Origin of the sequence: Pseudomonas sp. VD-NE ins (assembly GCF_031882575.1) — a bacterium.
Classification (GTDB): Bacteria; Pseudomonadota; Gammaproteobacteria; order Pseudomonadales; family Pseudomonadaceae; genus Aquipseudomonas; species Aquipseudomonas fluorescens_BZ.
The window spans coordinates 676,402-702,024 of record NZ_CP134772.1 but is presented as its reverse complement, the minus strand read 5'-3'; the positions used below and the strand labels follow the sequence as shown (position 1 = coordinate 702,024).

The following is a 25,623-nucleotide window of genomic DNA, read 5'->3' as shown; positions in this document are numbered from 1 at the left end:
CCGTGTCGTTTACGACTGTTTGATGGAAATTGTCATGTCCAGGTTTGCTGCTGTTCCACGCTCGGGTTCTGCCCCGGCGTCCTTCGCTTTGAACGAATCGCGGATTCGTTTCAGGCACGCTACCGCCGTCCTTTGCGGCGCCCTGCTGTCCCCGCTGGTGCTGGCCGATGAGCATGCCGGCCACAACGAAGAACTCAGCCCGACGGTCATTACCGCGATAGCCCCGAGTTCACCGCTGACCGTCGTCACCAACCCAAAAGACCCGCGCCAACCGGTGCCGGCCAGTGACGGCGGCGATTATCTGAAGACCATTCCGGGCTTTGCGCTGGTGCGCAATGGCGGCACCAACGGCGATCCGGTGCTGCGCGGCATGTTCGGCTCACGCCTGAACATCCTCACCAACGGCAGCATGATGCTAGGCGCCTGCCCGGGGCGAATGGATGCGCCGACCTCGTACATCTCGCCGGAAACCTACGACAAACTCACCGTGATCAAAGGCCCGCAAACCGTGCTTTGGGGCCCGGGTGCATCGGCGGGCACGGTGCTGTTTGATCGCGAGCCGGAAAGCTTCGGCGAACTCGGCACGCGGGTGAACGCGAGCATTCTGGCTGGCTCCCACGGACGCTTCGACAAGGTCGTCGACGCCGCTGCCGGTGGCCCGTTGGGCTATGTTCGCGTGATCGGCAACACCGCGCATTCCGACGATTACCGCGACGGCAACAACGACATCGTCGCCTCGCGCTACGACAAGTGGAACGGCGATATCGCAGTCGGCTGGACCCCGGATGCCGACACCCTGATCGAACTGACCGCCGGCAAGGGCGATGGTGAAGCACGCTACGCCGGACGCGGCATGGACGGTTCGCAGTTCCTGCGTGAAAGCCTCGGTCTGCGTTTCGAGAAATCCAACATCACTGACGTGCTGGAGAAACTCGAAGCGCAGGTCTACTACAACTACGCCGACCACGTGATGGACAACTACACCCTGCGCACGCCGTCCGGCACCGGCATGATGTCGGGGCCGATGGCGTCCAATGTCGATCGCCGCACCCTCGGCGCACGGATCAAGGCCACCTGGCGTTGGGCTGATATTCAGTTGATCACCGGCCTCGACGCGCAGACCAACGAACACCGCCAGCGCAGCGGCATGGGCATCGATACCTACAAGGATCAGCCGTACAGCAAGGATGCCGATTTCCACAACTATGGCGTGTTCAGCGAGATGACCTGGTACGCCGCCGACCGTGACCGGCTGATCAGCGGCGCCCGCGTCGACCGCGCTTCGGCCAAGGATTATCGGCAGACCACCGGCTCGGGAATGATGTCCCGCCCGAACCCGACCGCCGACGACACCCGCGCCGACACCTTGCCCAGCGGGTTCATCCGCTACGAGCATGATCTCGCCGACAGTCCGACCACGCTCTATGCGGGCCTCGGTCATGCACAGCGCTTTCCGGATTACTGGGAGCTGTTTTCGCCCAAGTCCGGCCCCGCCGGATCCGTCAACGCGTTCGACTCGATCAAACCGGAAAAGACCACCCAGTTCGACTTCGGCGTGAACTACAAATCTGCCGAACTTGAAGCCTGGGCTTCGGGTTATATCGGCGTGGTCCGCGATTACATCCTCTTCGACTACACGCCCGGAATGATGGGCATGAGCACCTCGCGCGCCGAGAACATCGACGCGCGGATCATGGGCGGTGAACTCGGTGCCGCATACAAACTCACCGACCACTGGAAAGCCGATGCGACCCTGGCCTACGCCTGGGGCAAGAACAGCAGCGATGGCAAAGCACTGCCGCAGATGCCGCCGCTGGATGCACGCCTCGGTCTGACCTATTCCGAAGACAACTGGAGCGCTGGCGCACTGTGGAGGGTGGTTGCCGCGCAGAACCGTATCGACCAGAACAAGGGCAACGTGGTCGGCAAGGATTACGACAAGAGTTCAGGCTTCGGCGTGTTCTCGCTTAACGGTGCCTATCGGATCAACAAGAACTGGAAGGTCAGCAGCGGCGTCGACAACCTGTTCGGCAAGGCTTACGCCGAACACCTGAACCTGGCGGGCAACGCCGGGTTCGGCTACCCGGCCAACGACCCGCAAGCGATCAATGAGCCGGGGCGCACGCTCTGGACCAAGGTCGACATGAGTTTCTAACAAGAAAAGCCAAAGGATCGCAGCCCGCATGTACCCCTGTAGGAGCTGCCGAAGGCTGCGATCTTTTGCTCTAAAAAATTCGCTAAGCGGAGCACACGTGATGAAACAGCCCAAACCGAATTTCTACAACCTGGCCTGGCGTTGGCATTTTTACGCCGGTCTCTTCGTCGCCCCCTTCATGGTGATGCTGGCCCTGACCGGCATCATCTACCTGTTCAAACCGCAGCTCGATTCGCTGATGTACAGCAGCCTGCTCAACGTCCCCGCCGGCCATCACACTGTCCCGGCCGATGATCTGCTGCAGCGGGTAACAAGCGCTTACCCACAAGGCCAGATCACCCAGTACCTGCCACCGGTCAACGCCGAACGCAGCGCACAGTTTGTAGTAAAGAATGCCGGGCAGGAGCTCAACGTATTCGTCGATCCGTACCACGGCGACATTCTCGGTGAGCAGGATGCCAAGCAGAATCTGCAAGCCATCGCCCGCGCCATCCACGGTGAGTTGATGATCGGCACCGTCGGTGACCGCCTCATCGAAATGGCCGCCGGCTGGGGCGTGGTGCTGGTGGTGTCCGGCCTGTTCCTGTGGTGGCCACGCGGTCAGGCCGCGGGCATTTTGTGGCCACGGCTGAACAGTCGCGGCCGCGTGCTGTGGCGTGATCTGCACGCGGTCACCGGGTTCTGGGGGGCGACGTTGCTGCTGGTAATGTTGCTCAGCGGCATGACCTGGACCGGTTTCTGGGGCAAGCAATACGCGCAGGTGTGGAACGTGTTCCCGGCGGCGATGTGGGACAACGTGCCGACCTCCGACGTCGAGGCGCGAACCCTTAACAGCGCCACGCGCCAGACCGTGCCCTGGGCGATGGAAAACACGCCGATGCCAATGTCCGGCGACCACGCCGAACACATGAACCACGGCGCCACCAACGCTGGCCCCGCAGCACCCGCCATCAGCCTGCAAGATGTGCAAAACATCGCTACCGAGCGCAAGGTCGAACCGGGCTACAGCATCACCCTGCCAACCACCGCCACCGGCGTGTTCACCATCGCCGTGTTCGCCGACGACCCGCGCAACGACGCCACCCTGCACATCGATCAATACACCGGCAAGGTCCTCGCCGATGTGCGTTTCGAACAGTACGGCAGCGTCGCTCGCGCCACCGAGATCGGCGTGATGCTCCACGAGGGCAAGATGTTCGGCACCTTCAACCAGATCGTCGTACTGCTGATCTGCCTGATGATTCTGCTCAGCGCTGTCAGCGGCGTGGTGATCTGGTGGAAGCGTCGGCCACAGGGCAAATTCGGCGTACCGCCGTTGCGTCATGATTTGCCGAAGTGGAAAACCGGCGTGGTGATCATGTTGGCCTTGGCGGTGGTGTTTCCGCTGGTAGGCGCTTCGCTGGTGGTCGTCTGGTTACTGGATCGATTGCTGCTATCGCGCTTTGACCGGCAAGCTGAATCTGCCTCGACGTAAATCGGGCTCAATGTGGAGTGGCCGCCGACGGCGGCACACTCCCGGCCATGTAGCCGCTGGATCGAGCGTTACAACTCGTCCCTGACTCGCGCACCACCCTCAGTTGCAGACTGCTGGCGACGAGCCCTCCAGGCGGTGCCCATTCGTCCGGTCTGACGCCAGTAATGCCCTGCGATCAGCACCCTGAACTCACCCAGTTCCATGAGCTGCGAGACAAACTCGCCCGGGCTAAGCCGGCTGACCCAACGCCCGGCTTCGAAATCCACCGGGCGAGTGAGCAATAAGGTTCTTTCGGCCAGCGAATAAACGGGCGTGTACTTGATCAACACGTGGTTCGGCGTTGAGTAGTAATAATCCTGAATATCGAACCCTTTGCCTTTAAGCACATGTGTGTGCTCATGAACCCGCGCAGGCGCAGCGAAATTGGCTCCGACATCGTCGGTGTCCGGTGCAAGCGTGGTATTGCCCGACAAATGGAACTGGTGGCTGGCCACGAAAATATAGCCGTTGGGATATCGCGCCACCGGGTTTCGCCAGTTCACCGAAGGATCCTTCGACGAGCGGAACAGGCGTAACAGAGGGTCTTCTTCATAGGCAGACCAGGCTATTGGCTCGAGCGGGACAAATCGACTGCTCGTCAGTCGCGCCAGGATCGCGCCCTCGTAACCGGTTTCGCCGGGAACAGCATCGTCCGTGCGCTGCTGCGCATACCGGGCGGCATCGTCAGAGTGATGAAAGACCGGCCCCAACGCCGGCACCGGATTGTCGCGCCAGCGTTGCTCGCTGGAAGCATCGGTCATACGCGGTTGCCAAAGCTCATCCACTTGACCATGCCGCGACCAGTAATCACTGGTTTCAATGACGTCGAGTCGGCCGGCCCGGGCCATCCGCTGCACGTAGTCTGTAAATCTGAACAGACCTTTGGCTATGTCTCGTTCATCAATCGCCGCCTGCTCGCGTGAAACAAACGTATTGGGGCGCAATTCAACCTGCCCGAACCTGTCGTAGAACACACCAGGCTCAAAGGCATGCAATTGCAGTTTCAACAACGCGCCATCGGCACAGGAAATGTAGATCGGTTTGTACCCCTGCGGCGTACTGGCCCGTCGGCAGGCTTGCTGGACATCGTTGGGAGTCAGGAGGAAATGGCGCAAATCATTGGGCCTTGCGCCGAGTGGAGGCAGTGCTGCACGCAGATAAATCGAGTCCAGTGCGTAGCCTGAAAGCAGTCGGGCCTGTTCGAATACCCGATCCACGGCCAGTTCAGAGCGTTGCACCTCAACGGGCAGACTGGCGAGGAACAAGCCATCCCGAGCGCGCAGTATGAAACCGAAAGTCTGGGTATCCCTGCTCACCACCACGTCATGAACATACCGCGCGGCAGCGTCTGCCTGAATGAACACCGGACTGCACAGAGGGGCGCTTGTCGCCCTGGTGTAATCCATTACGGGCTGCAGATCCGCGGAATAATCAACCCAGTGACTCACCTGGCGCGGCAAGCCCCAGATGTCACTGCCGATGACAACCTGCAAGTAACCCGCCTTCGCCAGCGCGTCGACCCATTCACTCGGTTTCAGTTTTGCGCTACGTATGCGCTGCTTGATCGCATCACCATCCAGGTCGGCCGGTACCGCTTTGTAATCCGTCAGAACGGCCAACAGGTCGCCTCGCACGCGCTCCCATATTCCCGGCTGATAGCGAATCAACGAACCGTCGGGTCCGAACAGGTATTCATCCCAGGTCCTCGCCGGCTTGCGGGTGAAGGCCAAATACACGGTGTCAACCGACAGCATGTTGAGGTAAATCTGCTTTTCAACACGAGAAAGAATGACCGACAGTTCCCTCGCCACTCTGGATCGATAACGCGCCGTGATGCTGCAGCCAGCAGGAAACAATCCGGCGGTTTTGGCTTCATCCGGAAAGATCTCGGTGATGTCGAAATCCTCCCGCGAAACCTCGATGGGCGTCGTGGCCACATAGAGGTTGTCTGGCCTTCGCACAATCACGCCGCCGAAAACCTTGTCGCTGAGACGGGGCAATACCGATCTGGCAAATGCCGCCGCATCATCAGCGCGTTGAAATGCGGGGCCGAGCCATCGACGTTCCAGATTCGCGTACGGCTGCCACGTTGGCGTGACCTGTCCTGAGCGATCCCAACACAAGCTCGTGCGCACCACCGAGAGTTCACCGCTCGCGGCGACTTCATGGATGAAGTCAGTCGGCAGCCACGCTCCGGAAGCGAGGCCTTGTTTGATCTGGTCAAGTGTTGCCCGGGACGTGTCATCGTGGAACAACTTGCTGGCCGTGCTGCTTGCGTACTTCAGCAGAGCACCGTCCCGGGCGGCGAGATAAAACGCTGCGGGCGACGACGCGATGACAGGCCGACGGCGACCGTAGTACATCGCCGCGGTCAGATTGTCTGGCGATATGAAATACTGCCCCAGCCAGCTCTCGGGGCTGCTCGATGGTGCTCTTATTCGCTGATGCACATAAAAGCTCCCATACATCCCGAAGCCTTCCGGGTACTGGTACCAGGGTGCCGACCGTCGAGACGCAAACACGGAATCCAGGCGAAACGGATCGCTGTCCCGAGCGCTGACGGGAAACAGTTCAGTGCCAATGTATTCTTCCCGAACCTCGTGCTTGAGGATGAATCCGAACCAGGCTCGGCGCTCATCATGCAGGCGGCCGTCGCGAGCAAACAGATGCTCTGCCGCTGCGTCCGCCGAGGAATAGACCGCACCGTACATGACGAACTCCGGCCGCTTCCATGGCAAAGGCCAAAGCGATATCGGCCGGGGCGAAGTGGATGAGGGAAACGGCGGTAGCTTTGGTTCGGCCCCCGATGGCGTGGGCAGCGTCGGAAAAGGCGTCATCGGTTCAGTTGTTGTCACCTCCGGCGATGCCGGCAAGCTCCAGCCCGGGACTATTTGTCCGCGATAGCCCCACAACTCGTTATCGAGCAGGTTGAACAACTCACCGGCCGCCACCTGCTCCCTGATGAAGTCTTGCGGGCGTTTGCTGCCCTTGTCCAGATCCAGAGCCAATGGACCGGGGTGCAAGCGTGTTCCCAGGCGTCTCGCCAGATCCTTCGAAGCCAGGGTTGCATAAGATGCGAATCTGACCAGGCTGTCCTTGGCAGCGGAGCAATACAGAACGGTCTCATCAAGCAATACCTGGCGGATCTCCTCGACTCTCAACATCTGCAGGCTGAGCAATGCCTCCTCAAACGTCCACTGCCGGTAATCGATATCGACCGGTTCCAGCCGCGAGAGCGCTACATGGGAGACATAACGGGCATGCAACACGTGGTTGTCGGGAAAAACCGCACGCCCTCGATTATCCCGAGGATAAAGCTGCCCCTGGTCAAGCGCATCGATGTCCCCTTCCAGCGGCTCGGTGACCACAAAGCGTTTGTCGCTGCGCTGAAATACATAGCCTGCGTACTGGCGGTCACGTCGAATTCCGACTTGTTCGTGGGCATACCGAACGGCGTCATCGGCGGATAAAAACGCCCGACTCAATAGCGGCCAGGGGAAGTCCGCGAAAGGCGCCCACGCCAGGTCCAGCCTCCCCAAACGCGCCCATAGCGCGCTGCCCCGCACTACCTCGAGCCGGCCAGCCAATATCAGCATCGAGACAAATTCCCGTGGCTGCAATGCCCCGTTCAACAGTCTGGATTGCACCCCGGCATCGTTGATCGCCCCGTCGGAATGCTCGACGCTCAGTGCGCTTTCAATCTCACTGCCGCTGAAGCTGTACTTCAACATGGAGGCATCTTGCGCCAGCATGTACAGCGACAAAGGCCGGCGGACCGCCGACAGCTTTCTGCTCCGGCCCTGACAGGCAATGGCCAAAGCTATCTCCTGCGGCGTGAAGAAATTCTCGTAGAGCCACGGTTGAGCAGGAGGAAACTGCGAAGGATCCGGGCGTGATGCGTAGTAGAAGCCTTCCAGCTCATAGCCTTTGGGCAACTGCAGTTGACCCTCAACATCCGCCGCAAAGATCTTCGCAGGATCCCATGACGCCAGTCCGGCCGGCCGCGCATGGGTCGCTACATACTCCTCGCCGGCAGTCTTTTTCAGCAGCAGCCCCCAGGTTTGCGCGCCTCTGGACTTCAGTGCCGCGAGAACGGCGCGTTCAGCACTGGCACAGACGCGGGTCATCAGTGGTAACCCGGTCACCCTGCCTTTGTTAAACGGCTGGCCGGCTTTCCAGTCCGGCGGCACTTGACCGACGGAATGCCCCCAGTCTGCGTGCGAAACAATGACTTTCAGTTCACCCACGGACGCAAGTCTGTTGATGATGCTCATGACGTCATAAGTCCCCACCGGATTACCCGCCGGCGAGCCGGCCTTGCGCCAGAGGTAGTAACTGAACTCCTCTTTCGAGCCACTCGGCGAATATTTGAGCAAGGTTCCATCGGGTCCGGACAGATAAGCACTGCGAAAAAAGTCCTTCGCTGCCACATCCGCGACAAAATCCAGATCGGAGAAAAAATTGATGAACAGCCTTATCATCCGTTCATCCTGACGCGGATTGGCTTTGCGAACTTCCTCGTACAGAGGCGCATGGCAATGCAGGTTCGCCACGCATTTATAGCCACGAGGGTGCACGTAGTGGCCTGCGGCATCGACTTCGATGATGGTACCGAAATCGAAGCGTGTGACTTCTCCCGGGATCGGTGAGGTTGCGACGAATCGCCCATCCGGGCGAAGCAGGATCACGCTGCCATATTCCCTGTCCGTCTTCAGAGGTATCCGGTTATGGACCCAATAGGCTGCATCCTCCTCCGTGAGGAACGCGGGACTCAGGGAAGGCATCCTGAAATTGCGGGAAGGTATTCCAGTGCGGCCGGTCTGACCTGACACGTCATTCATCATAAGCATCCTGCGAAAAAGAATCGGATAACGATCGAATGAGTGTGGTCCTGCAGGCCTGCGGGCCCGTGGTACATGTTTATCGTTTATGTATCCTCATCTGCCAGCACAGGCGCGCCCCAATCTGGCGCACCTGGACGCACCAACGCCCGCACCCTGTGCCTTACTGGTGCGCGCTACTGCTGTGCAACCGCTCTAACACGACATTTTCCTACCCGATCCCGACCGGGCACAGCCCTTGCAAAACACACCTTCAGTCGTCCGCATCTGCCAACCAGAAAAATTAAATGTTCATGGAGATCGCACAATGAAGCGTCGCAGTTTGATCAAGGCTTTCACACTCACGGCATCCATTGCCGCGATGGGCATGACCTGGACTGTCCAGGCCGCCGAGACCATCAAGGTCGGGATTCTGCATTCGTTGTCCGGCACCATGGCGATCTCCGAAACATCGCTCAAAGACATGGCGCTGATGACCATCGACGAGATCAACGCCAAGGGCGGCGTCAACGGCAAGATGCTTGAGCCGGTGGTGGTGGATCCGGCATCGAACTGGCCGCTGTTCGCTGAGAAAGGCCGGCAGTTGCTGACCCAGGACAAGGTCGCCGTGGTGTTCGGCTGCTGGACCTCGGTGTCGCGCAAATCGGTGTTGCCGGTGTTCGAAGAGCTCAACGGTTTGCTGTTTTACCCGGTGCAATACGAAGGCGAAGAGATGTCGCCGAACGTGTTCTACACCGGCGCCGCGCCGAACCAGCAAGCGATCCCCGCCGTTGAATATTTGATGAGTGAAGAAGGTGGCAGCGCCAAGCGCTACTTCCTGCTCGGCACCGACTACGTCTACCCGCGCACCACCAACAAGATCCTGCGCTCGTTCCTGCACTCCAAAGGCGTCGCCGACAAGGACATCGAAGAGGTCTACACGCCGTTCGGTCACAGCGACTATCAAACCATCGTCGCCAACATCAAAAAATTCTCGGCCGGTGGCAAGACTGCGGTGATCTCGACCGTCAACGGCGACTCCAACGTGCCGTTCTATAAAGAGCTGGCCAACCAGGGTCTGAAAGCCACCGACGTACCGGTTGTGGCGTTCTCGGTCGGCGAAGAAGAACTGCGCGGCATCGATACCAAACCGCTGGTGGGCAACCTCGCGGCGTGGAACTACTTCGAGTCGGTAGAGAATCCGGTGAACAAGAAGTTCGTCGATGACTGGAAGGCCTACGCGAAGAAACACAACCTGCCGGGCGCGGACAAAGCCGTGACCAACGACCCGATGGAAGCCACTTACGTCGGCATCCACATGTGGGCGCAAGCGGTTGAGAAAGCCAAATCCACCGACGTCGACAAAGTCCGCGACGCCCTCGCCGGCCAGACCTTTGCCGCGCCGTCCGGTTACACGCTGACCATGGACAAGACCAATCACCACCTGCACAAACCGGTGATGATCGGCGAGATTCAGAGCGACGGTCAGTTCAACGTGGTGTGGCAGACCGAAGGGCCGATCCGCGCGCAACCGTGGAGCCCCTTCATTCAGGGCAACGACAAGAAGCCGGATTATGCGGTGAAGAGCAACTGAGTCTGACTTGGGTTTTGTTGTGGGGCGGAGATCTTTCCCCCTCACCCCAACCCTCTCCCCCAAGGGGGGCGAGGGGGAAGGGAGCTGATATCTGTAGCTATCAGAATCTGAGTTCGACGCAGGAACGTCAGGTCGGTGTTGGATGATCTGACAACTCGGTCAGTCCCCTCTCCCTCTGGGAGAGGGTTAGGGTGAGGGGCGGATTCACAGCCGGACACCGCTCCATCGGCCACCGCAAGAAAGGAAACACCACTCATGCCCACTGCCATATTCCGCTTGTTTCTGGCCATCGCACTGCTGTTGCCGATGCTCGCCCACGCCGGCGACGCCGAAGACTTCGTCGCGGCCAATCCCGTGCAACAGGCCAAACTGTTGGAAACCTGGGCCGCGCAGCCCGACCCGGCCCGTATCGAACTGATCATCGCCCTGCAACAAGGCGAGTTGACCATCGACGGCCAACCCAAAACCCTGCGCCTGAATAACCGCCTGCGGGGTCTGATCGACACCGCCATGGCCAGCCATCAATTGCTCGCCGCCGACGCCAAAATCCGTCTGAGTGCCGCGCAGCAGTTGCAGAAAAGCGCGAAACCCGCGCAGCTGAAATTCCTCGACCAGCAACTCGCGGGTGAAAAAGACGAAAGCGTCCACGCCGCCCTGAGCCTGGCGCTAGCCAATCTGCAACTGGTCGACAACGACCCGGCCGTGCGCCTCGCCGCCGTGCGGTTGCTCGGCGAAACCGGCGATCCACTGGCCCGCACGCGCCTGGAAGGTTTACTCGAACCCGGCGTTGAAGCCGACGCTAGCGTGCGCACCGCCGCTGAAACCAGCCTCGCCCAAGTCAAACGCAAACTGCTGATCGGCGAAATCCTCGGCCAGGCCTTCAGCGGCATGTCGCTCGGTTCGATTCTGCTGTTGGCCGCGCTCGGTCTGGCGATCACGTTCGGCCTGCTCGGCGTGATCAACATGGCCCACGGCGAGATGCTGATGCTCGGTGCCTACTCGACGTATGTGGTGCAGTTGATGTTCCAGCGCTACGCACCGCAGGCGATTGAGTTCTATCCACTGATCGCCTTGCCGGTGGCGTTTTTCGTCACGGCGGCAATCGGCATGGCGTTGGAACGCACGGTGATTCGTCACCTCTACGGCCGCCCGCTGGAAACCCTGCTCGCAACGTGGGGTATCAGCCTGATGCTGATTCAGCTTGTCCGTTTGTTGTTCGGCGCGCAGAACGTTGAAGTGGCCAACCCGGCGTGGCTGTCCGGCGGCATTCAAGTGCTGCCGAATCTGGTGCTGCCGTACAACCGCATCGTCATCATCGCTTTCGCGCTGTTCGTGGTGGTGCTGACCTGGCTGCTGCTGAACAAGACCCGCCTGGGTCTCAACGTTCGCGCCGTCACCCAAAACCGCAACATGGCCGCCTGCTGCGGCGTGCCGACCGGGCGCGTCGACATGCTCGCCTTCGGCCTCGGCTCGGGCATTGCCGGCCTCGGCGGTGTGGCGCTGAGCCAGATCGGCAACGTCGGCCCGGACCTCGGCCAGAGCTACATCATCGACTCGTTCCTGGTGGTGGTACTCGGCGGTGTCGGGCAACTGGCCGGTAGCGTGCTCGCCGCGTTCGGCCTGGGCATCGCCAACAAGATTCTCGAACCGCAGATCGGTGCGGTGCTCGGCAAGATCCTGATCCTCGCGCTGATCATTCTGTTTATCCAGAAACGTCCGCAAGGCCTCTTCGCACTGAAAGGACGGGTGATCGACTGATGAACCAGCCTCTGTTAGTCACGGCCACACAAAAGGCCGGCCCGAAAGTCACCATCGCCGTTGGCGCGGTGATCCTCGCCCTGCTGATTGCCTTGCCGCTGCTGTCGTTATTACCGGCGGAAAATACCCTGTCGGTCTCGGCGTACACGCTGACGCTGGTTGGCAAAATCCTCTGCTACGCCATCGTCGCCCTCGCGCTGGATCTGGTCTGGGGTTACGCCGGTCTGCTGTCGCTGGGTCACGGTCTGTTCTTCGCCCTCGGCGGTTATGCGATGGGCATGTACCTGATGCGTCAGGCCGCCGGCGATGGTCTGCCGGCGTTCATGACCTTCCTGTCGTGGAGCGAATTGCCGTGGTACTGGACCGGCACCAGCAGCTTCCTCTGGGCCATGTGTCTGGTGGTGTTGGCGCCGGGATTGCTGGCGCTGATGTTCGGTTTCTTCGCCTTCCGTTCGCGGATCAAGGGCGTGTATTTCTCGATCATGACCCAGGCCCTGACCTTCGCCGGCATGCTCCTGTTTTTCCGCAACGAGACCGGGTTTGGCGGCAACAACGGCTTCACCAATTTCCGCACGATTCTCGGTTTCGGCATCACTGAACCGGGCACCCGCGCGGTGTTGTTTCTGGCCACGGTGTTGCTGCTGGTGGCGAGTCTGTTCATCGGCTGGCGCCTGGCGCAAAGCAAGTTCGGTCGCGTGCTGACAGCGCTGCGTGATGCGGAAAACCGCTTGATGTTCTGCGGCTACGACCCGCGCGGTTTCAAGTTGTTCGTGTGGGTCTTGAGTGCGGTGTTGTGTGGTCTGGCCGGGGCGCTGTATGTACCGCAAGTCGGGATCATCAATCCGAGCGAAATGTCGCCGACCAACTCGATTGAGGCGGCGGTCTGGGTGGCCCTCGGCGGTCGCGGCACGCTGATCGGCCCGCTGCTCGGCGCCGGTGTGGTCAACGGCATGAAGAGCTGGTTCACCGTGGCCTTCCCCGAATACTGGCTGTTCTTCCTCGGCGCGCTGTTCATCGTCGTGACGCTGTACCTGCCCAAGGGCGTGATCGGCCTGCTGAAAAAACGAGGTGAACAATGAGAGTCACGGCGAGCGCTGAATTCATGTTGGAGCCGGCCTTTTTTCCCGTCGAACCGAACAAGGACGCCGGCACCAGCCGCGACTCGATCGGTCTCGGGCAAAGCGTCGGCCCGGGCCTCGATACGCGTCACGGCACCATCCTCACCCTGGAAGACATCAGCGTCAGCTTCGACGGCTTTCGTGCACTGAACAATCTGAATCTGTACATCGGCGTGGGTGAGTTGCGCTGCATCATCGGCCCCAACGGCGCGGGCAAAACCACGCTGATGGACGTGATCACCGGCAAGACCCGGCCCAGTCACGGCAAGGCCTGGTTCGGTGAAACCCTGGACCTGACGCAGATGAGCGAAGTGCAGATTGCCCAGGCCGGCATTGGTCGCAAGTTCCAGAAGCCGACGGTGTTCGAAGCGCTGAGCGTGTTTGAAAACCTGGAGCTGGCGCAGAAGACCGACAAGTCGGTGTGGGCCAGTTTGCGTGCGCGGCTGAGTGGTGAGCAGAAGGACCGGATCAGCGAAGTGCTGGAGACGATTCGCCTGACCACCTCGGTCAATCGCCCGGCCGGGTTGTTGTCCCACGGTCAGAAGCAGTTTCTCGAGATCGGCATGTTGCTGATGCAGGACCCCCAATTGCTCCTGCTCGACGAGCCGGTGGCGGGCATGACCGATGCCGAAACCGAGTTCACTGCCGAATTGTTCAAGAGCCTGGCGGGCAAGCATTCGCTGATGGTGGTTGAGCATGACATGGGCTTTGTCGGCTCGATTGCCGACCACGTCACCGTGTTGCATCAGGGCAGCGTTTTGGCGGAAGGCTCGCTTGAGCAAGTGCAGGAAAACGAGCGCGTGATCGAGGTTTACCTGGGCCGATAAATCGGCCAGCTGCAAGCAGCAAGCTTCAAGCAGCAAGTAAAAGCAAAATCATAAACAGCCCTGCTCTTGCTTGCAGCTTGCAGCTCGCGGCTTGAAGCCCAACTAACGGAGTTCCGATGCTACAGGTCCAACAACTTCATCAGTACTACGGCGGTAGCCACATCCTGCGCGGTCTATCGTTCGACGTGAAGATCGGCGAAGTCACCTGCCTGCTCGGCCGTAACGGGGTGGGCAAAACCACCCTGCTCAAGTGCCTGATGGGCCTGCTGCCGGCCAAAGAAGGCGCGGTGAACTGGGAGGGCAAACCGATCACCACGTTCAAGCCGCACCAGCGGGTTCACGCCGGTATCGCTTACGTGCCGCAAGGCCGGGAAATCTTCGGACGCCTGACCGTGGAAGAAAATCTGCTGATGGGTCTGTCGCGGTTTCCCGGCAGCGAAGCCAGAGAAGTGCCAAGTTTCATCTACGAATTGTTCCCGGTGCTGCTACAAATGAAGCAGCGTCGCGGCGGTGATCTCTCCGGCGGTCAGCAACAGCAGTTGGCGATCGGCCGCGCTTTGGCCAGCCGCCCGCGTTTGCTGATCCTCGATGAGCCTACCGAAGGCATTCAACCCTCGGTCATCAAGGAGATCGGCGCGGTGATCAAGAAGCTTGCAGCCCGTGGTGACATGGCGATTTTGCTGGTCGAGCAGTTCTACGATTTTGCGGCGGAACTGGCCGATCAATACCTGGTGATGTCCCGGGGCGAGATCGTGCAGCAGGGGCGCGGTGAAAATATGGAGGCCGAGGGTGTACGCGGGCTGGTAACGATCTAGTACAACGAACTAATCTGTAGCTTCCTAACGATAATTACAAACCATGAATTCGACTGTTGCACCTGCCCTGTTTACCCCGAGCTGGCACGCCGAGCTGGAACTCGCTTACGCCCGTTTCGGCGACTGCACGCGCCCGGTCATGCGCCGACATCTCGGCCCGCTGCGGGTGCAAAAGCACCTGTACGCCGAAGGTCCCGAGGTTTGTCAGCACATCATCGTCCACCCGCCCGGCGGGATTGCCGGCGGTGATCGACTGGACATCTGCGCCCGTGTCGAGCAAGACGCCTGGGCGCAGATCACCAGCCCCGGCGCGGCCAAGTGGTATCGCGCCGGTGGGCCGGCTTATCAGAAACTTGACTTGAAAGTGGCTGCCGGAGCGACGCTGGAATGGCTGCCGCAGGAAACCATCGTCTACAGCGCCGCGCAGGCTGAACTGAGCACTTCGATTGATCTTGAAGGTGATGCGCGGCTGTTTTACTGGGACGTGGTGGCGCTGGGTCGTCCGGCCAGTGGCGAACGTTTCGACCGTGGGCATTTTCAGGCGCACCTGGATATTCGCCGCGATGGTCGATTGCTCTGGCATGAGCGCCAGCGCATCGTCGGTGGCGACGGTTTGCTTGATTCGCCGATCGGACTGGATGGCAATCCGGTGTTTGCGACGTTGTTGGTCACCGGTGAGATTGATGCCGAGTTGCTTGAGCGTTGTCGTTCGCTGGATCACGACATTCGCGGGGATCTGACCCAGTTGCCGGGGTTGTTGGTGGCCCGTTGTCTGGCCAGTGAAGCGTTGCTCGCTCGCGCCTGGCTTATTGATCTTTGGCGTTTGCTACGGCCGGTGCTTCTAGGCCGTGAGGCGGTATCTCCCAGAATATGGAGTACCTGAAAAAGCCCCTCACCCCCCGCCCTCTCCCGGAGGGAGAGGGAGCCTGACCGAGTCGTTTGAAATGAATGTAACTGCCTGAACGAATACCGCTGACTGAACCGGCCATTGAAAACAACCGGGATCAGTCCCCTCTCCCTCGAAGGAGAGAGCCTGACCGAGTCGCTTGAAATGAATTCAACTGACTGAACGAATACCGCTGACTGAACCGGCCATTGAAAACAACCGGGATCAGTCCCCTCTCCCTCGGGAGAGGGCTAGGGTGAGGGGCTGCTCCAACTGGCACCCCACGCCCGCAAGAACCTCACAAATCTGCCCTGACGGAACCCCACAATGGACCTGACCCCACGCGAAAAAGACAAGCTGCTGATCTTCACCGCCGGCCTCGTCGCCGAGCGGCGTTTGGCTCGCGGCGTGAAACTCAATTACCCGGAAGCCATGGCCTACATCTCCGCCGCGCTGCTCGAAGGCGCGCGTGACGGCCAGACCGTGGCTGAGCTGATGCACTTCGGCACCACCCTGCTCAGCCGCGAACAAGTGATGCAAGGCATCCCGGAAATGATCCCGGAAATCCAGGTCGAAGCGACGTTTCCCGACGGCACCAAACTGGTCACCGTCCACCAACCGATCGTCTGAGGCCGCGCCATGACTTACTCCATTCGTGATGCCGTCCATGCCGATCTGCCGGCGATCCGCGACATCTACAACGACGCCGTGCTCAACACTACGGCGATCTGGAATGAACAGGCCGTCGACCTCGGCAATCGCCAGGCGTGGTTCAGCGCCCGTCAGGCACAGGCCTATCCGATTCTGGTGATCATCGACGGCGACAACAGCGTGCTCGGCTACGCTTCATTCGGTGACTGGCGGCCATTCGACGGTTTTCGCCACACCGTCGAGCACTCGGTTTATGTGCGCAGCGACCAGCGCGGCAATGGCCTCGGCCCGCAACTGATGACGGCGCTGATCGAGCGCGCCCGGGCTTGCGGCAAACACGTGATGGTCGCCGCCATCGAAAGCGGCAACGCCGCCTCGATTCGTCTGCACGAACGCGCCGGTTTCAGCATCACCGGGCAAATGCCGCAGGTCGGCACCAAGTTCGGCCGCTGGCTCGATCTGACCTTCATGCAACTGACCCTCAACCCTGGCGCGGAGCCGCCTGACGCCAACAAGGAGTGACACCGATGAACGCCGCCCAACTGCGCCGCGTCAATGCTGAAAGTTTTGCGCATTACCGTCAGGGTCTGATCGACCTGCTGCTGGACGCCGTGGGTTACGGCGCCAGCGTCGGTTTCATGGCCGACCTCGATGCGGCGCAAGCGCGCGCGTATTTCGATGAGGTTCAGGACAACGTCAACAAAGGCAGCGTGTTGCTCTGGGTGGTGGTCAAGGACGAACAGGTATTGGCCAGTGTGCAATTGGGCCTGTGCCAGAAGGCCAACGGCCTCAACCGCGCCGAGGTGCAGAAACTGCTGGTGCGCGAACACGCACGGCGTCGCGGTCTCGGTCAGCAATTGATGAGTGCGCTGGAACTCGAAGCGCCCAAACACAAGCGCGGCATGCTCTACCTCGACACCGAGGCCGGCTCGCCCGCCGAAGATTTCTACAAGGCATTGGGCTACACCCGTGCGGGTCAGATTCCCGATTACGCCTGCGACCCGAATGGCACCTATCGGCCAACCGCCCTCTATTTCAAGATTCTGCAAGGAGCCCAGTGATGATTCCTGGCGAGTACCAGATCCAGCCCGGCGACATCGAACTCAATGTTGGCCGCCGCACCCTCAGCCTGAAGGTCGCCAACAGCGGCGACCGGCCGATTCAGGTCGGCTCGCACTATCACTTTTTCGAAACCAACGACGCGCTGACTTTTGATCGCGCCGCCAGCCGTGGCATGCGCCTGAATATTCCGGCGGGCACGGCAGTGCGCTTTGAGCCGGGGCAGAGCCGCGAAGTCGAGCTGGTGGATTACGCCGGGCATCGGCGGGTGTTCGGGTTTGCCGGGCGGGTCATGGGTGACCTCTGACATCTGCGTGCACCGCTGCCCCTCACCCCAGCCCTCTCCCGAGGGAGAGGGAGCCGATCACCGATAGCCGACCCACCGTGAACAGCCCCCTTTCCGGAGCTGATCACCGATAGCCGCTCCACCGTGAACTGTCTCCTCTGCGGAGTCGATTACCGATAGCCGGCCCACCGCGTACAGTCCCCTCTCCCTCTGGGAGAGGGCTAGGGTGAGGGTCGATGGCTCACCACTATTTTCCTGAAGGACGCTGCATGAAAATCTCCAGACAAGCCTACGCCGACATGTTCGGCCCCACCGTCGGCGACAAGGTGCGCCTGGCCGACACCGAGCTGTGGATCGAAGTCGAAAAAGACTTCACCACCTACGGCGAAGAAGTGAAATTCGGTGGCGGCAAAGTCATCCGCGACGGCCAGGGCCAGAGCCAACTGCTGGCCGCCGAAGTGGTCGACACACTGATCACCAACGCACTGATCATCGATCACTGGGGCATCGTCAAAGCCGACGTCGGCCTCAAGGACGGCCGCATCGCCGCGATCGGCAAGGCCGGCAACCCCGACGTGCAGCCCAACGTGACCATCGCCATCGGCGCCGGCACCGAAGTGATCGCCGGCGAAGGCATGATCCTCACTGCCGGCGGCATCGACACGCACATCCATTTCATCTGCCCGCAACAGATCGAAGAAGCGTTGATGAGCGGCGTCACCACCATGATCGGCGGCGGCACGGGACCGGCCACCGGCACCAACGCCACCACTTGCACTTCGGGCCCGTGGCATCTGGCGCGCATGCTCCAGGCCGCCGACGCCTTCCCGATGAACATCGGCCTCACCGGCAAGGGCAACGCCAGCCTGCCGGAGCCGCTGATCGAGCAGGTCAAGGCCGGCGCCATCGGCCTCAAGTTGCATGAGGACTGGGGCACCACGCCGGCGAGCATCGACAACTGCCTGAGCGTCGCCGACCAGTTCGACGTGCAGGTGGCGATCCACACCGACACTCTCAACGAATCCGGTTTCGTCGAAACCACCCTCGGTGCGTTCAAGGGCCGCACCATCCACACCTATCACACCGAAGGTGCTGGTGGCGGTCACGCGCCGGACATCATCAAGGCCTGCGGTTTCCCCAACGTGCTGCCGAGTTCAACCAACCCGACCCGGCCGTTCACCCGCAACACCATCGACGAACACCTCGACATGCTGATGGTCTGCCATCACCTCGACCCGAGCATTGCCGAAGACGTCGCGTTCGCCGAGAGCCGCATCCGTCGCGAAACGATTGCCGCCGAAGACATTCTTCACGACCTCGGTGCGTTCTCGATGATCAGCTCCGACAGCCAGGCCATGGGCCGCGTCGGCGAAGTCATCACGCGCACCTGGCAGACCGCCGACAAGATGAAAAAGCAGCGCGGCCCGCTGCCGCAGGACGGCGCAGGCAACGACAACTTCCGCGCCAAACGCTACATCGCCAAGTACACCATCAACCCGGCAATCACCCATGGCATCAGCCATGAAGTCGGTTCGATCGAAGTCGGCAAGTGGGCCGATCTGGTGCTGTGGCGTCCGGCGTTTTTCGGCGTGAAACCGACGCTGATTCTCAAGGGCGGCGCGATTGCCGCGAGCTTGATGGGCGATGCCAACGCCTCGATTCCGACACCGCAACCGGTGCACTACCGCCCGATGTTCGCCAGCTACGGCGGCTCGCTGCACGCCACCAGCCTGACCTTTATCAGTCAGGCGGCACAGGAAGCCGGGTTGCCTGAAGCATTGGGACTGAAAAAGAAAATCGCCGTGGTCAAAGGTTGCCGTGACGTGCAGAAAACCGACTTGATCCACAACGACTATCTGCCGAATATCGATGTCGATCCGCAGACGTATCAGGTCAAGGCTGACGGTGTGTTGCTCTGGTGCGAACCGGCGGAAACACTGCCGATGGCGCAGCGGTATTTTCTGTTCTGAAGTCCTTGCGACCTGAATACGGACGAGCGAGTACGTATTCAGGCGCGATGGTCAACGAATCACGCAAATGCCCACGACACCTCCTGCTCGGTGTAGTTGTAATCCAGACGCAACTCGACGCCGGCAGGTATGTCGTCAGAGGCGAATATGGCGCTCAGAATAAATTTCTTGGTTACCTGTTTATTACCTATCCACTGTTGCGCCTCGACGTTGAATGGCACTGCCTCAACGTTGTAGCCGCCGGCTGCCTGGCGAATTGGCTTGCCTGTATCGTCGTAATCGAAGTTGGAGTTGATTCTTGAAATAATGTTGTCGCCCAGTATGGCCAACGGGTCGGGAAGCAATGTTCCAGGGCCATACCGCACGCGCATCCCGGCCAGTATGCTGAACGTTTGTTCATTGCGCCGTATGAACCTTTTCGGCGTAATGACGCCACCGTAGACACCGATCGCCTCGCCTTTGGCGATACGCCTGTTGGCGACTACCATCGATTGCCCGATCAGCGCACTTTCACCGGGAACATTGACATCGGCCTCGGTGAACAGTCGCCATTGCAGCTTTTCTTCGTACAACATCGCGACATCTTCATAACCTTCGAACTTGATGTAGGGTTTTATCTGTTCGGAGGTAAATTGGTCGCCGTTTTTAAAACGTACTTTTGTCTGCAGCTGTCGAATGCGAATCGGTCTGCCGTCCGTGTCCCTGAGGGGATACTTGCCGTTATTCGCGCGATTATAGGAGCCCAACCGATTGCCCAGAAACGAATAGCGCGTCTCACTGCGCATCAGGTTCAGCTCTTCTAACGTGAACGGTTTGATCGGCATGGATTCAGAGGCCAGATAAAACGCTTCTGATCCGTCATCATGCCCGGGCAACTCTTCCAGTGCCGATTCGTACTCATCCTCACTTTGTCGAGGAGACCTGCGACGCTCGTGCGGTGCGGCGACAGCACTGTCCGGCGTGGAAGCAGAGAAGTCTTGCAGCGGATACCAGCTGTTGCTCGCCGGATCATGCGCAAGTACCGGCCCTGAAGGGTGCCGTTCTTTCGAAAATCCGGCCCTGCGCAGACCTGTCTCGGCGTCTACGCCGAGCATCACGGTACCGACGTCCTGCACATCGACGTATTCGCGCGCATTGTACGTACGGATTCCCCGGGCGTCCGCTTCGGGCAGGTCGACTGCCGATGGAATCACGTAATCCTGCAGTACCAACACATCAGTAGCAACAACCGACGTGGCGGTGGATACAGATGATGGGTGAACCTGCACTCTCGAGGTCGCTGACGCAGCGTTGATTTCAGGCGCGCTACTGCTGGCCGCTGCGGAATCGCCCGCCTGTTTGTGGAGGACAGGATCAGGCGTGAAACGCAGTGCTTCGACTTCTTGAGTGGTTGAACTGGAGGACGTACGCGGGCGAGCGTGAGCGTCGACACTGCCCACGCCGGGGGCTGGCGGTTTTGGTTTGACTGGCATGAATGCTTCTCCCTGAAAGTTTTACCCAGCGCCCACCGGTGTGGCGGGCGCTGCGTTGGCCGGCGTCCATTGCCGACTCTGACAGGGAAAACTACCAGACAGGTGCCCCCGGTTGAAACCCGGGAAACACCTGCAAACATTAACCTGATACGGCTGCATTACCACCGTCCTGGCAGGTTACTGGTTTACGGAAAAAGCAGACTCATGGCGAAGGGCAGCTATCGCTGACTCAATCAAGGAAACAACGTCGAGATGTCCTCATCGCTGTAGTTGTAATTTATACGCAACTCGGTTCCAGCCGGAATGGCTTCGGTTGCGAATATGGCATTGAGAATGAATTCTCTGGTCACCAGCTTCTTGCCCAGCCACTGTTGCGCTTCAACATCGAACGGAACGAATTCGACGTTGTAGCCATCCCTTGCCTGACGAACCGGCTTACCCGCAACGTTATACCAGAAGTTCGTATTGATCCGGGAAATAATGGTATCACCCACTATCACAAGCTCGTCGGGAACAAAATATCCAGGTCCGGGCAGAAAACGCTCTCCTGCTTTCATGGTGTAGGACTGTTCACGAAGCGGAACGCGACGTCCTGGCGTGATGGCGCCGCCATAAACGCCAACCACCTCGCCTGGGTTGATTCTTCGGTTGGCGACCACCATGGACTGGCCGATCAAGGCCTGCTCTCCGGGCCCCCTCATGTCGGTCTCAGTGAACAATCGCCATTGCAGTTTTTCTTCATACAAGCGCGCGACATTTTCATACGCTCCATACTTGATGTAGGGCTTGACCTGCTCCGAGGTGTACCGGCCGCCGTCTTCGTAACGCACCAGGGTCTGCAGTTTTTTTATGCGCACAGGTCTGCCGACCATATCTCTGAATGGATATTTGCCATTATTGGCACGGTCGTAGACCCCTGCTCGATTGCCGAGGTATGAAAATAGCGTTTCGCTGCGCATCGTACTCAGTTCGTCAGCGGTGAAGGGTTTGACGGGCATCGATTCAGAGGCCGTATAAAAGTGCTCCTGCGTCGCACCTGCATCGTCGGGCAGTTCTTCCAGAGCAGATTCATAGTCCTCGTCACTCTGCCGGGAGACCCTGCGGCTTTTGCGCGACACAACGGCGGTGCCGTCCGGCGACGCGCTGGAATCCTGCAGCAAGTACCAGTGTTTGTTCAACGGATCGTAGTCGAGAAAGGGGCCTGACGGCTCCAGCTCTCTGGACAGCTTGGCGCGGTACAGACCGGTTTCGGCATCGACGCCGATCTGCACAGTACCGCCGCCCTGCACGTCAGCGTAGAGGCGTCTGTTGTACACGCGAAATCCCTGAGTATTCGCTTCCGGTAAATCGATTGTTGAAGGAATCAGGTAATCCTGCAGAGAAGAGGCTGCAGTCGCCGAAAGAGAAGCAGACGTGGACGGCACCGGATGACTTTGCACGTTGTGCGGCGCGGCCGACGTTTCTATTTGCGGCTTGCTACCGCCGGGCTCGTTCGTATCGGACGGGGTCTTGCGAATGAATGAGTCGGGGGGCAGATGCAACAACTCGGAGCCGTGGGGAGGCGAATCCACGGACGTGCGCGGGGGGGTGTTTACATCGACTGCGCCCGTCTTGGGCGGCTTGGGCTTGACTGGCATGAACAGGCTTCCTTGCAAAGATGTCGCAGCGACCGACCAGGCTGGCTGGCGCTACGGCAGTCGGCATCCATTGCCGACTTTTGCCTGGAAAACTATCAGAGCGTGCGGCCGGTTAATACCGGGAGAAACACCTGCAAACACTAACCCTGCTCGTGACTCGGGCTATCGGCAGACGTGTGACAGACTACTCGACCACCAGTCGCCCCAAGCGCTGGCGCAACATGCGGTTCTCGGCACGCAACTCACGCACCTCCTCCAGCAGATCCAGCGCCAGCGCGACACCTTCCCACTCCAGCTCCAGATCACGGCGCAACTTCGCCGCACGCTTGGCCAAGGCCAATTCGTAATCGGTGAAGCGCCATTCCCGGGGCTGCGCGCCCTGAGGTTCGAGGATGCCGTGTTCGACGATTTCGATCACGTAGACGTCCGACAAATCGGCCGCCTCACAGAATTCTGCCAGGTCCAGTTGAACGATCAGGGGGCTGCTCATGATGGGCTACTCCGTCGTCGGGTTCAGAAGTTCTCGCGCGGGTTGAAAGCGGCTTTCTTCGCCAGTTCCTGCCACAACGCCTTGACCTCGTCGTCGGAGGTTTTCGGCATCACGGCTTTGAGCTGCACGAACAGGTAACCGCGCTCGCCCGCCTTGTTTTTCAGACCATGACCTTTGGCGCGCATGCGCTGGCCATTCTGGCTGCCGGCCGGCACCTTGAGGTTGATCTTGCCGGTCAGGGTCGGCACGGCTACTTCCGTGCCCAATGCCAATTCCCAAGGCGCCAGCGGCAAGGTGATGATGAGGTTTTCGCCTTCGACATCGAATTTCGGGTGCGGCGCAAAACGAATGGTCAGGTACAGATCGCCATTGGCCCCGCCACCGACGCCAGGTGCGCCCTGGCCTTTGAGGCGGATGCGCTCGCCGTCGGTCACGCCCGCCGGGATCTTCACGTTCAGGCTCTTGCTGGTGTTGCTGACGTGCTGGCCGTTGGCGTTGTACTGCGGCACCTGGAAGGTGACTTTCTTCGACTCGTTCGCCAGCGTCTCCTCGAGGAAGATCGGCAGTTCCATTTCCACGTCTTGCCCCCGGCGCCCTGCACTGCGTTGTTGTCGACCTTCGCCGCCACCGAAACCGGGGCCGCGATTGCCGAAGATCGAACTGAAGAAGTCCGAGAAGTCGCCGGTGTCGCCACCGCCACCGCCAAAGCCGCCACGGCTCTGCCAGCCCGGTGGCCCCTGAAACGGCTGACCGTGCTGGCCATAGCGGCGCAGCTCGTCGTATTCGGCGCGTTTGTCGGCGCTTTTCAGCGCTTCATAGGCTTCCGAGGCGTCTTTGAATTTGGCCTCGGCGTCCTTTTCCTTGCTGACATCGGGGTGGTATTTGCGCGCCAGCTTGCGATAGGCCGCCTTGATTGCCTTGTCGTCTGCTGTCGGCTCCACGCCGAGTATCTTGTAATAGTCTTTGAAGTCCATTGAAGGAATCACCATCCGTTATCGATTTCGCGCCGATGCCAGCATGCGCCGATTCGCGCGTGCCAGGTTGACCGATCTCAAGGTTGTGACCGGGTGGCGCTGCAGAAGTTTATCGGCAGTGGACGGCGGTTCTTGCGACCGCCGGTGGTTCTGCCGGCCCATGCCAGCAAGTTTGGGGCAAAGCTTGAGGTTTCAAGGCAGTTTAGTCGTGAAATAGCAGATGACCGGCCTTCGAATCTGGCGCGCACTGACATACACTGCGCGGCCGTTTTTTTGACCGGAACCGAAAGACATGAAAGACGCCTCTCCAGCCCGTGCCTGCGGCATCGACTTCGGCACGTCCAACTCCACCGTCGGCTGGCTGCGCCCCGGCATGGAAACGATGATCGCGCTGGAAGACGACAAGATCACCCTGCCGTCGGTGGTCTTCTTCAACATCGAGGAGCGCCGCCCGGTTTACGGTCGTCTGGCCCTGCACGAGTACCTGGAAGGCTACGAAGGCCGCCTGATGCGCTCGTTGAAAAGCCTGCTCGGTTCCAAGCTGATCAAGCACGACACCAGCGTGCTCGGCACGGCGATGCCGTTCAAGGACTTGCTCGGCCTGTTCATCGGCCAACTGAAGAGCCGTGCGGAAACCGCCGCCGGTCGGGAATTCGAGCAAGTGGTGCTCGGCCGTCCGGTGTTCTTCGTCGACGACGATCCGCTGGCTGACCAGGAAGCAGAAGACACCCTGGTCGATGTGGCCAAGAAGATCGGTTTCAAGGAAGTCTCCTTCCAGTACGAACCGATTGCGGCGGCCTTCGACTACGAGTCGACCATCGAGAAAGAAGAGCTGGTGCTGATCGTCGACATCGGCGGTGGTACGTCCGACTTCTCGCTGGTGCGCCTGTCGCCCGAGCGTCGTGGCCTCGATAACCGTCACGATGACATCCTCGCCACCGGCGGCGTACACATCGGCGGGACCGACTTCGACAAACAGCTGAGCCTGCAAGGCCTGATGCCGCTGTTCGGCTACGGCAGCCGCATGAAGAGCGGCGCCTACATGCCGACCAGCCACCACATGAACCTGGCGACCTGGCACACCATCAACTCGGTGTACTCGCAGAAATCCAGCCTGGCCCTGGGCAGCATGCGCTACGACATCGAAGACACCGGTGGCATCGATCGCCTGTTCAAATTGATCGAGCAACGCGCCGGGCACTGGCTGGCGATGGAAGTCGAAGAAACCAAGATCCAGCTGACCCACACCGACAGCCGCCATGTGCCGCTGGACCGGATCGAGGCCGGGTTGAGTGTGGAGCTGAGCCGCGCGCTGTTTGAATCGGCGATCGATGCGCTGCTGGAGCGGGTGCGTGGCAGCGTCACACAACTGTTGAACGATGCCGGTGTCGCAGTGGATCAGGTCGACACGGTGTTCTTCACCGGCGGTTCGAGCGGCATTCCGGCACTGCGCAACAGCGTCTCGGCGATGTTGCCGAATGCGCGACATGTCGAAGGCAATATCTTCGGCAGCATTGGTAGCGGTCTGGCGATTGAAGCCCGAAAACGCTATGGCGTTTAACGGCAGCTGCAAGTTTTAAGCTGCAAGCGGCAAGTAA

The 25,623-nt window shown here is 60.1% G+C and carries 19 protein-coding genes; 14 read left to right on the top strand and 5 right to left on the bottom strand.

All coding sequences use genetic code 11. The features are described from left to right. Positions 1–34 precede the first annotated feature (34 nt). Entirely contained in the window at positions 35–2,155 is a 2,121-nt protein-coding gene (locus RMV17_RS02920; RefSeq protein WP_311885464.1) for a TonB-dependent copper receptor, read from the top strand. 100 nt (positions 2,156–2,255) lie between these two features. Next, positions 2,256–3,629: a PepSY domain-containing protein gene (locus RMV17_RS02915; RefSeq protein ID WP_108224431.1), complete on the top strand. Its 1,374-nt coding sequence runs from the start codon at positions 2,256–2,258 to the stop codon at positions 3,627–3,629. 68 nt (positions 3,630–3,697) lie between these two features. Here RMV17_RS02915 and RMV17_RS02910 read toward each other — a convergent pair whose 3' ends face one another. Continuing rightward, positions 3,698–8,509 carry a DUF4329 domain-containing protein gene (locus RMV17_RS02910; protein WP_311885461.1) on the bottom strand — a complete coding sequence of 1,604 codons (4,812 nt, stop codon included), beginning with the start codon at positions 8,507–8,509 and terminating at the stop codon, positions 3,698–3,700. Positions 8,510–8,816: 307 nt separating this feature from the next. Here RMV17_RS02910 and urtA point away from each other — a divergent pair, with 307 nt between their 5' ends. The 11 genes from urtA (at position 8,817) to ureC (ending at position 19,452) form a co-directional block, all read left to right on the top strand. After that, positions 8,817–10,082: an urea ABC transporter substrate-binding protein gene (gene urtA / locus RMV17_RS02905; protein ID WP_108224428.1), complete on the top strand. Its 1,266-nt coding sequence runs from the start codon at positions 8,817–8,819 to the stop codon at positions 10,080–10,082. A gap of 255 nt (positions 10,083–10,337) precedes the next feature. Continuing rightward, positions 10,338–11,840 carry an urea ABC transporter permease subunit UrtB gene (gene urtB / locus RMV17_RS02900; protein ID WP_311885457.1) on the top strand — a complete coding sequence of 501 codons (1,503 nt, stop codon included), beginning with the start codon at positions 10,338–10,340 and terminating at the stop codon, positions 11,838–11,840. Further along, positions 11,840–12,919 (top strand): urea ABC transporter permease subunit UrtC, encoded by a 1,080-nt coding sequence (gene urtC, locus RMV17_RS02895; protein ID WP_311885455.1) that lies wholly within the window; start codon positions 11,840–11,842, stop codon positions 12,917–12,919. Before urtB ends, urtC begins: the two co-directional genes overlap by 1 nt. After that, complete coding sequence (gene urtD / locus RMV17_RS02890; protein ID WP_108224426.1) at positions 12,916–13,785, top strand: urea ABC transporter ATP-binding protein UrtD; 870 nt, start codon at positions 12,916–12,918, stop codon at positions 13,783–13,785. The genes urtC and urtD overlap by 4 nt, the downstream gene beginning before the upstream one ends. Before the next feature lie 116 nt (positions 13,786–13,901). Beyond that, positions 13,902–14,600 carry an urea ABC transporter ATP-binding subunit UrtE gene (gene urtE / locus RMV17_RS02885; protein ID WP_311885452.1) on the top strand — a complete coding sequence of 233 codons (699 nt, stop codon included), beginning with the start codon at positions 13,902–13,904 and terminating at the stop codon, positions 14,598–14,600. A 43-nt stretch (positions 14,601–14,643) separates the two neighbouring features. Then, positions 14,644–15,483, top strand: coding sequence for an urease accessory protein UreD (locus RMV17_RS02880; protein ID WP_311885450.1), 840 nt, complete (start codon positions 14,644–14,646; stop codon positions 15,481–15,483). Between the two features lie 330 nt (positions 15,484–15,813). Beyond that, positions 15,814–16,116, top strand: a complete 303-nt coding sequence (gene ureA, locus RMV17_RS02875) for an urease subunit gamma (protein WP_034151591.1) — start codon at positions 15,814–15,816, stop codon at positions 16,114–16,116. A 9-nt stretch (positions 16,117–16,125) separates the two neighbouring features. Then, positions 16,126–16,659: an N-acetyltransferase family protein gene (locus RMV17_RS02870; RefSeq protein WP_311885447.1), complete on the top strand. Its 534-nt coding sequence runs from the start codon at positions 16,126–16,128 to the stop codon at positions 16,657–16,659. A gap of 5 nt (positions 16,660–16,664) precedes the next feature. After that, positions 16,665–17,198 carry a GNAT family N-acetyltransferase gene (locus tag RMV17_RS02865; protein ID WP_034151593.1) on the top strand — a complete coding sequence of 178 codons (534 nt, stop codon included), beginning with the start codon at positions 16,665–16,667 and terminating at the stop codon, positions 17,196–17,198. Then, positions 17,198–17,503, top strand: coding sequence for an urease subunit beta (locus tag RMV17_RS02860; RefSeq protein WP_034151594.1), 306 nt, complete (start codon positions 17,198–17,200; stop codon positions 17,501–17,503). Before RMV17_RS02865 ends, RMV17_RS02860 begins: the two co-directional genes overlap by 1 nt. A gap of 248 nt (positions 17,504–17,751) precedes the next feature. Then, positions 17,752–19,452 (top strand): urease subunit alpha, encoded by a 1,701-nt coding sequence (gene ureC, locus RMV17_RS02855; protein ID WP_141125769.1) that lies wholly within the window; start codon positions 17,752–17,754, stop codon positions 19,450–19,452. A gap of 59 nt (positions 19,453–19,511) precedes the next feature. Here ureC and RMV17_RS02850 read toward each other — a convergent pair whose 3' ends face one another. From RMV17_RS02850 to RMV17_RS02835, 4 genes are all read right to left on the bottom strand, one after another. Continuing rightward, the gene (locus RMV17_RS02850) at positions 19,512–20,924 is read right to left on the bottom strand and encodes a hypothetical protein (RefSeq protein ID WP_311885439.1); all 1,413 of its coding nucleotides are present in this window, start codon (positions 20,922–20,924) and stop codon (positions 19,512–19,514) included. 233 nt (positions 20,925–21,157) lie between these two features. Then, positions 21,158–22,561 carry a hypothetical protein gene (locus RMV17_RS02845; protein WP_311885437.1) on the bottom strand — a complete coding sequence of 468 codons (1,404 nt, stop codon included), beginning with the start codon at positions 22,559–22,561 and terminating at the stop codon, positions 21,158–21,160. Positions 22,562–22,745: 184 nt separating this feature from the next. After that, a complete protein-coding gene (locus RMV17_RS02840; protein WP_016984795.1) occupies positions 22,746–23,051 on the bottom strand; it encodes a chaperone modulator CbpM in 306 nt (101 codons plus the stop codon). Between the two features lie 23 nt (positions 23,052–23,074). Further along, positions 23,075–24,025 (bottom strand): DnaJ C-terminal domain-containing protein, encoded by a 951-nt coding sequence (locus RMV17_RS02835; protein WP_311885434.1) that lies wholly within the window; start codon positions 24,023–24,025, stop codon positions 23,075–23,077. Positions 24,026–24,317: 292 nt separating this feature from the next. Here RMV17_RS02835 and RMV17_RS02830 point away from each other — a divergent pair, with 292 nt between their 5' ends. After that, positions 24,318–25,586: an Hsp70 family protein gene (locus RMV17_RS02830; RefSeq protein WP_311885432.1), complete on the top strand. Its 1,269-nt coding sequence runs from the start codon at positions 24,318–24,320 to the stop codon at positions 25,584–25,586. The last annotated feature ends 37 nt before the right edge of the window (positions 25,587–25,623 follow it).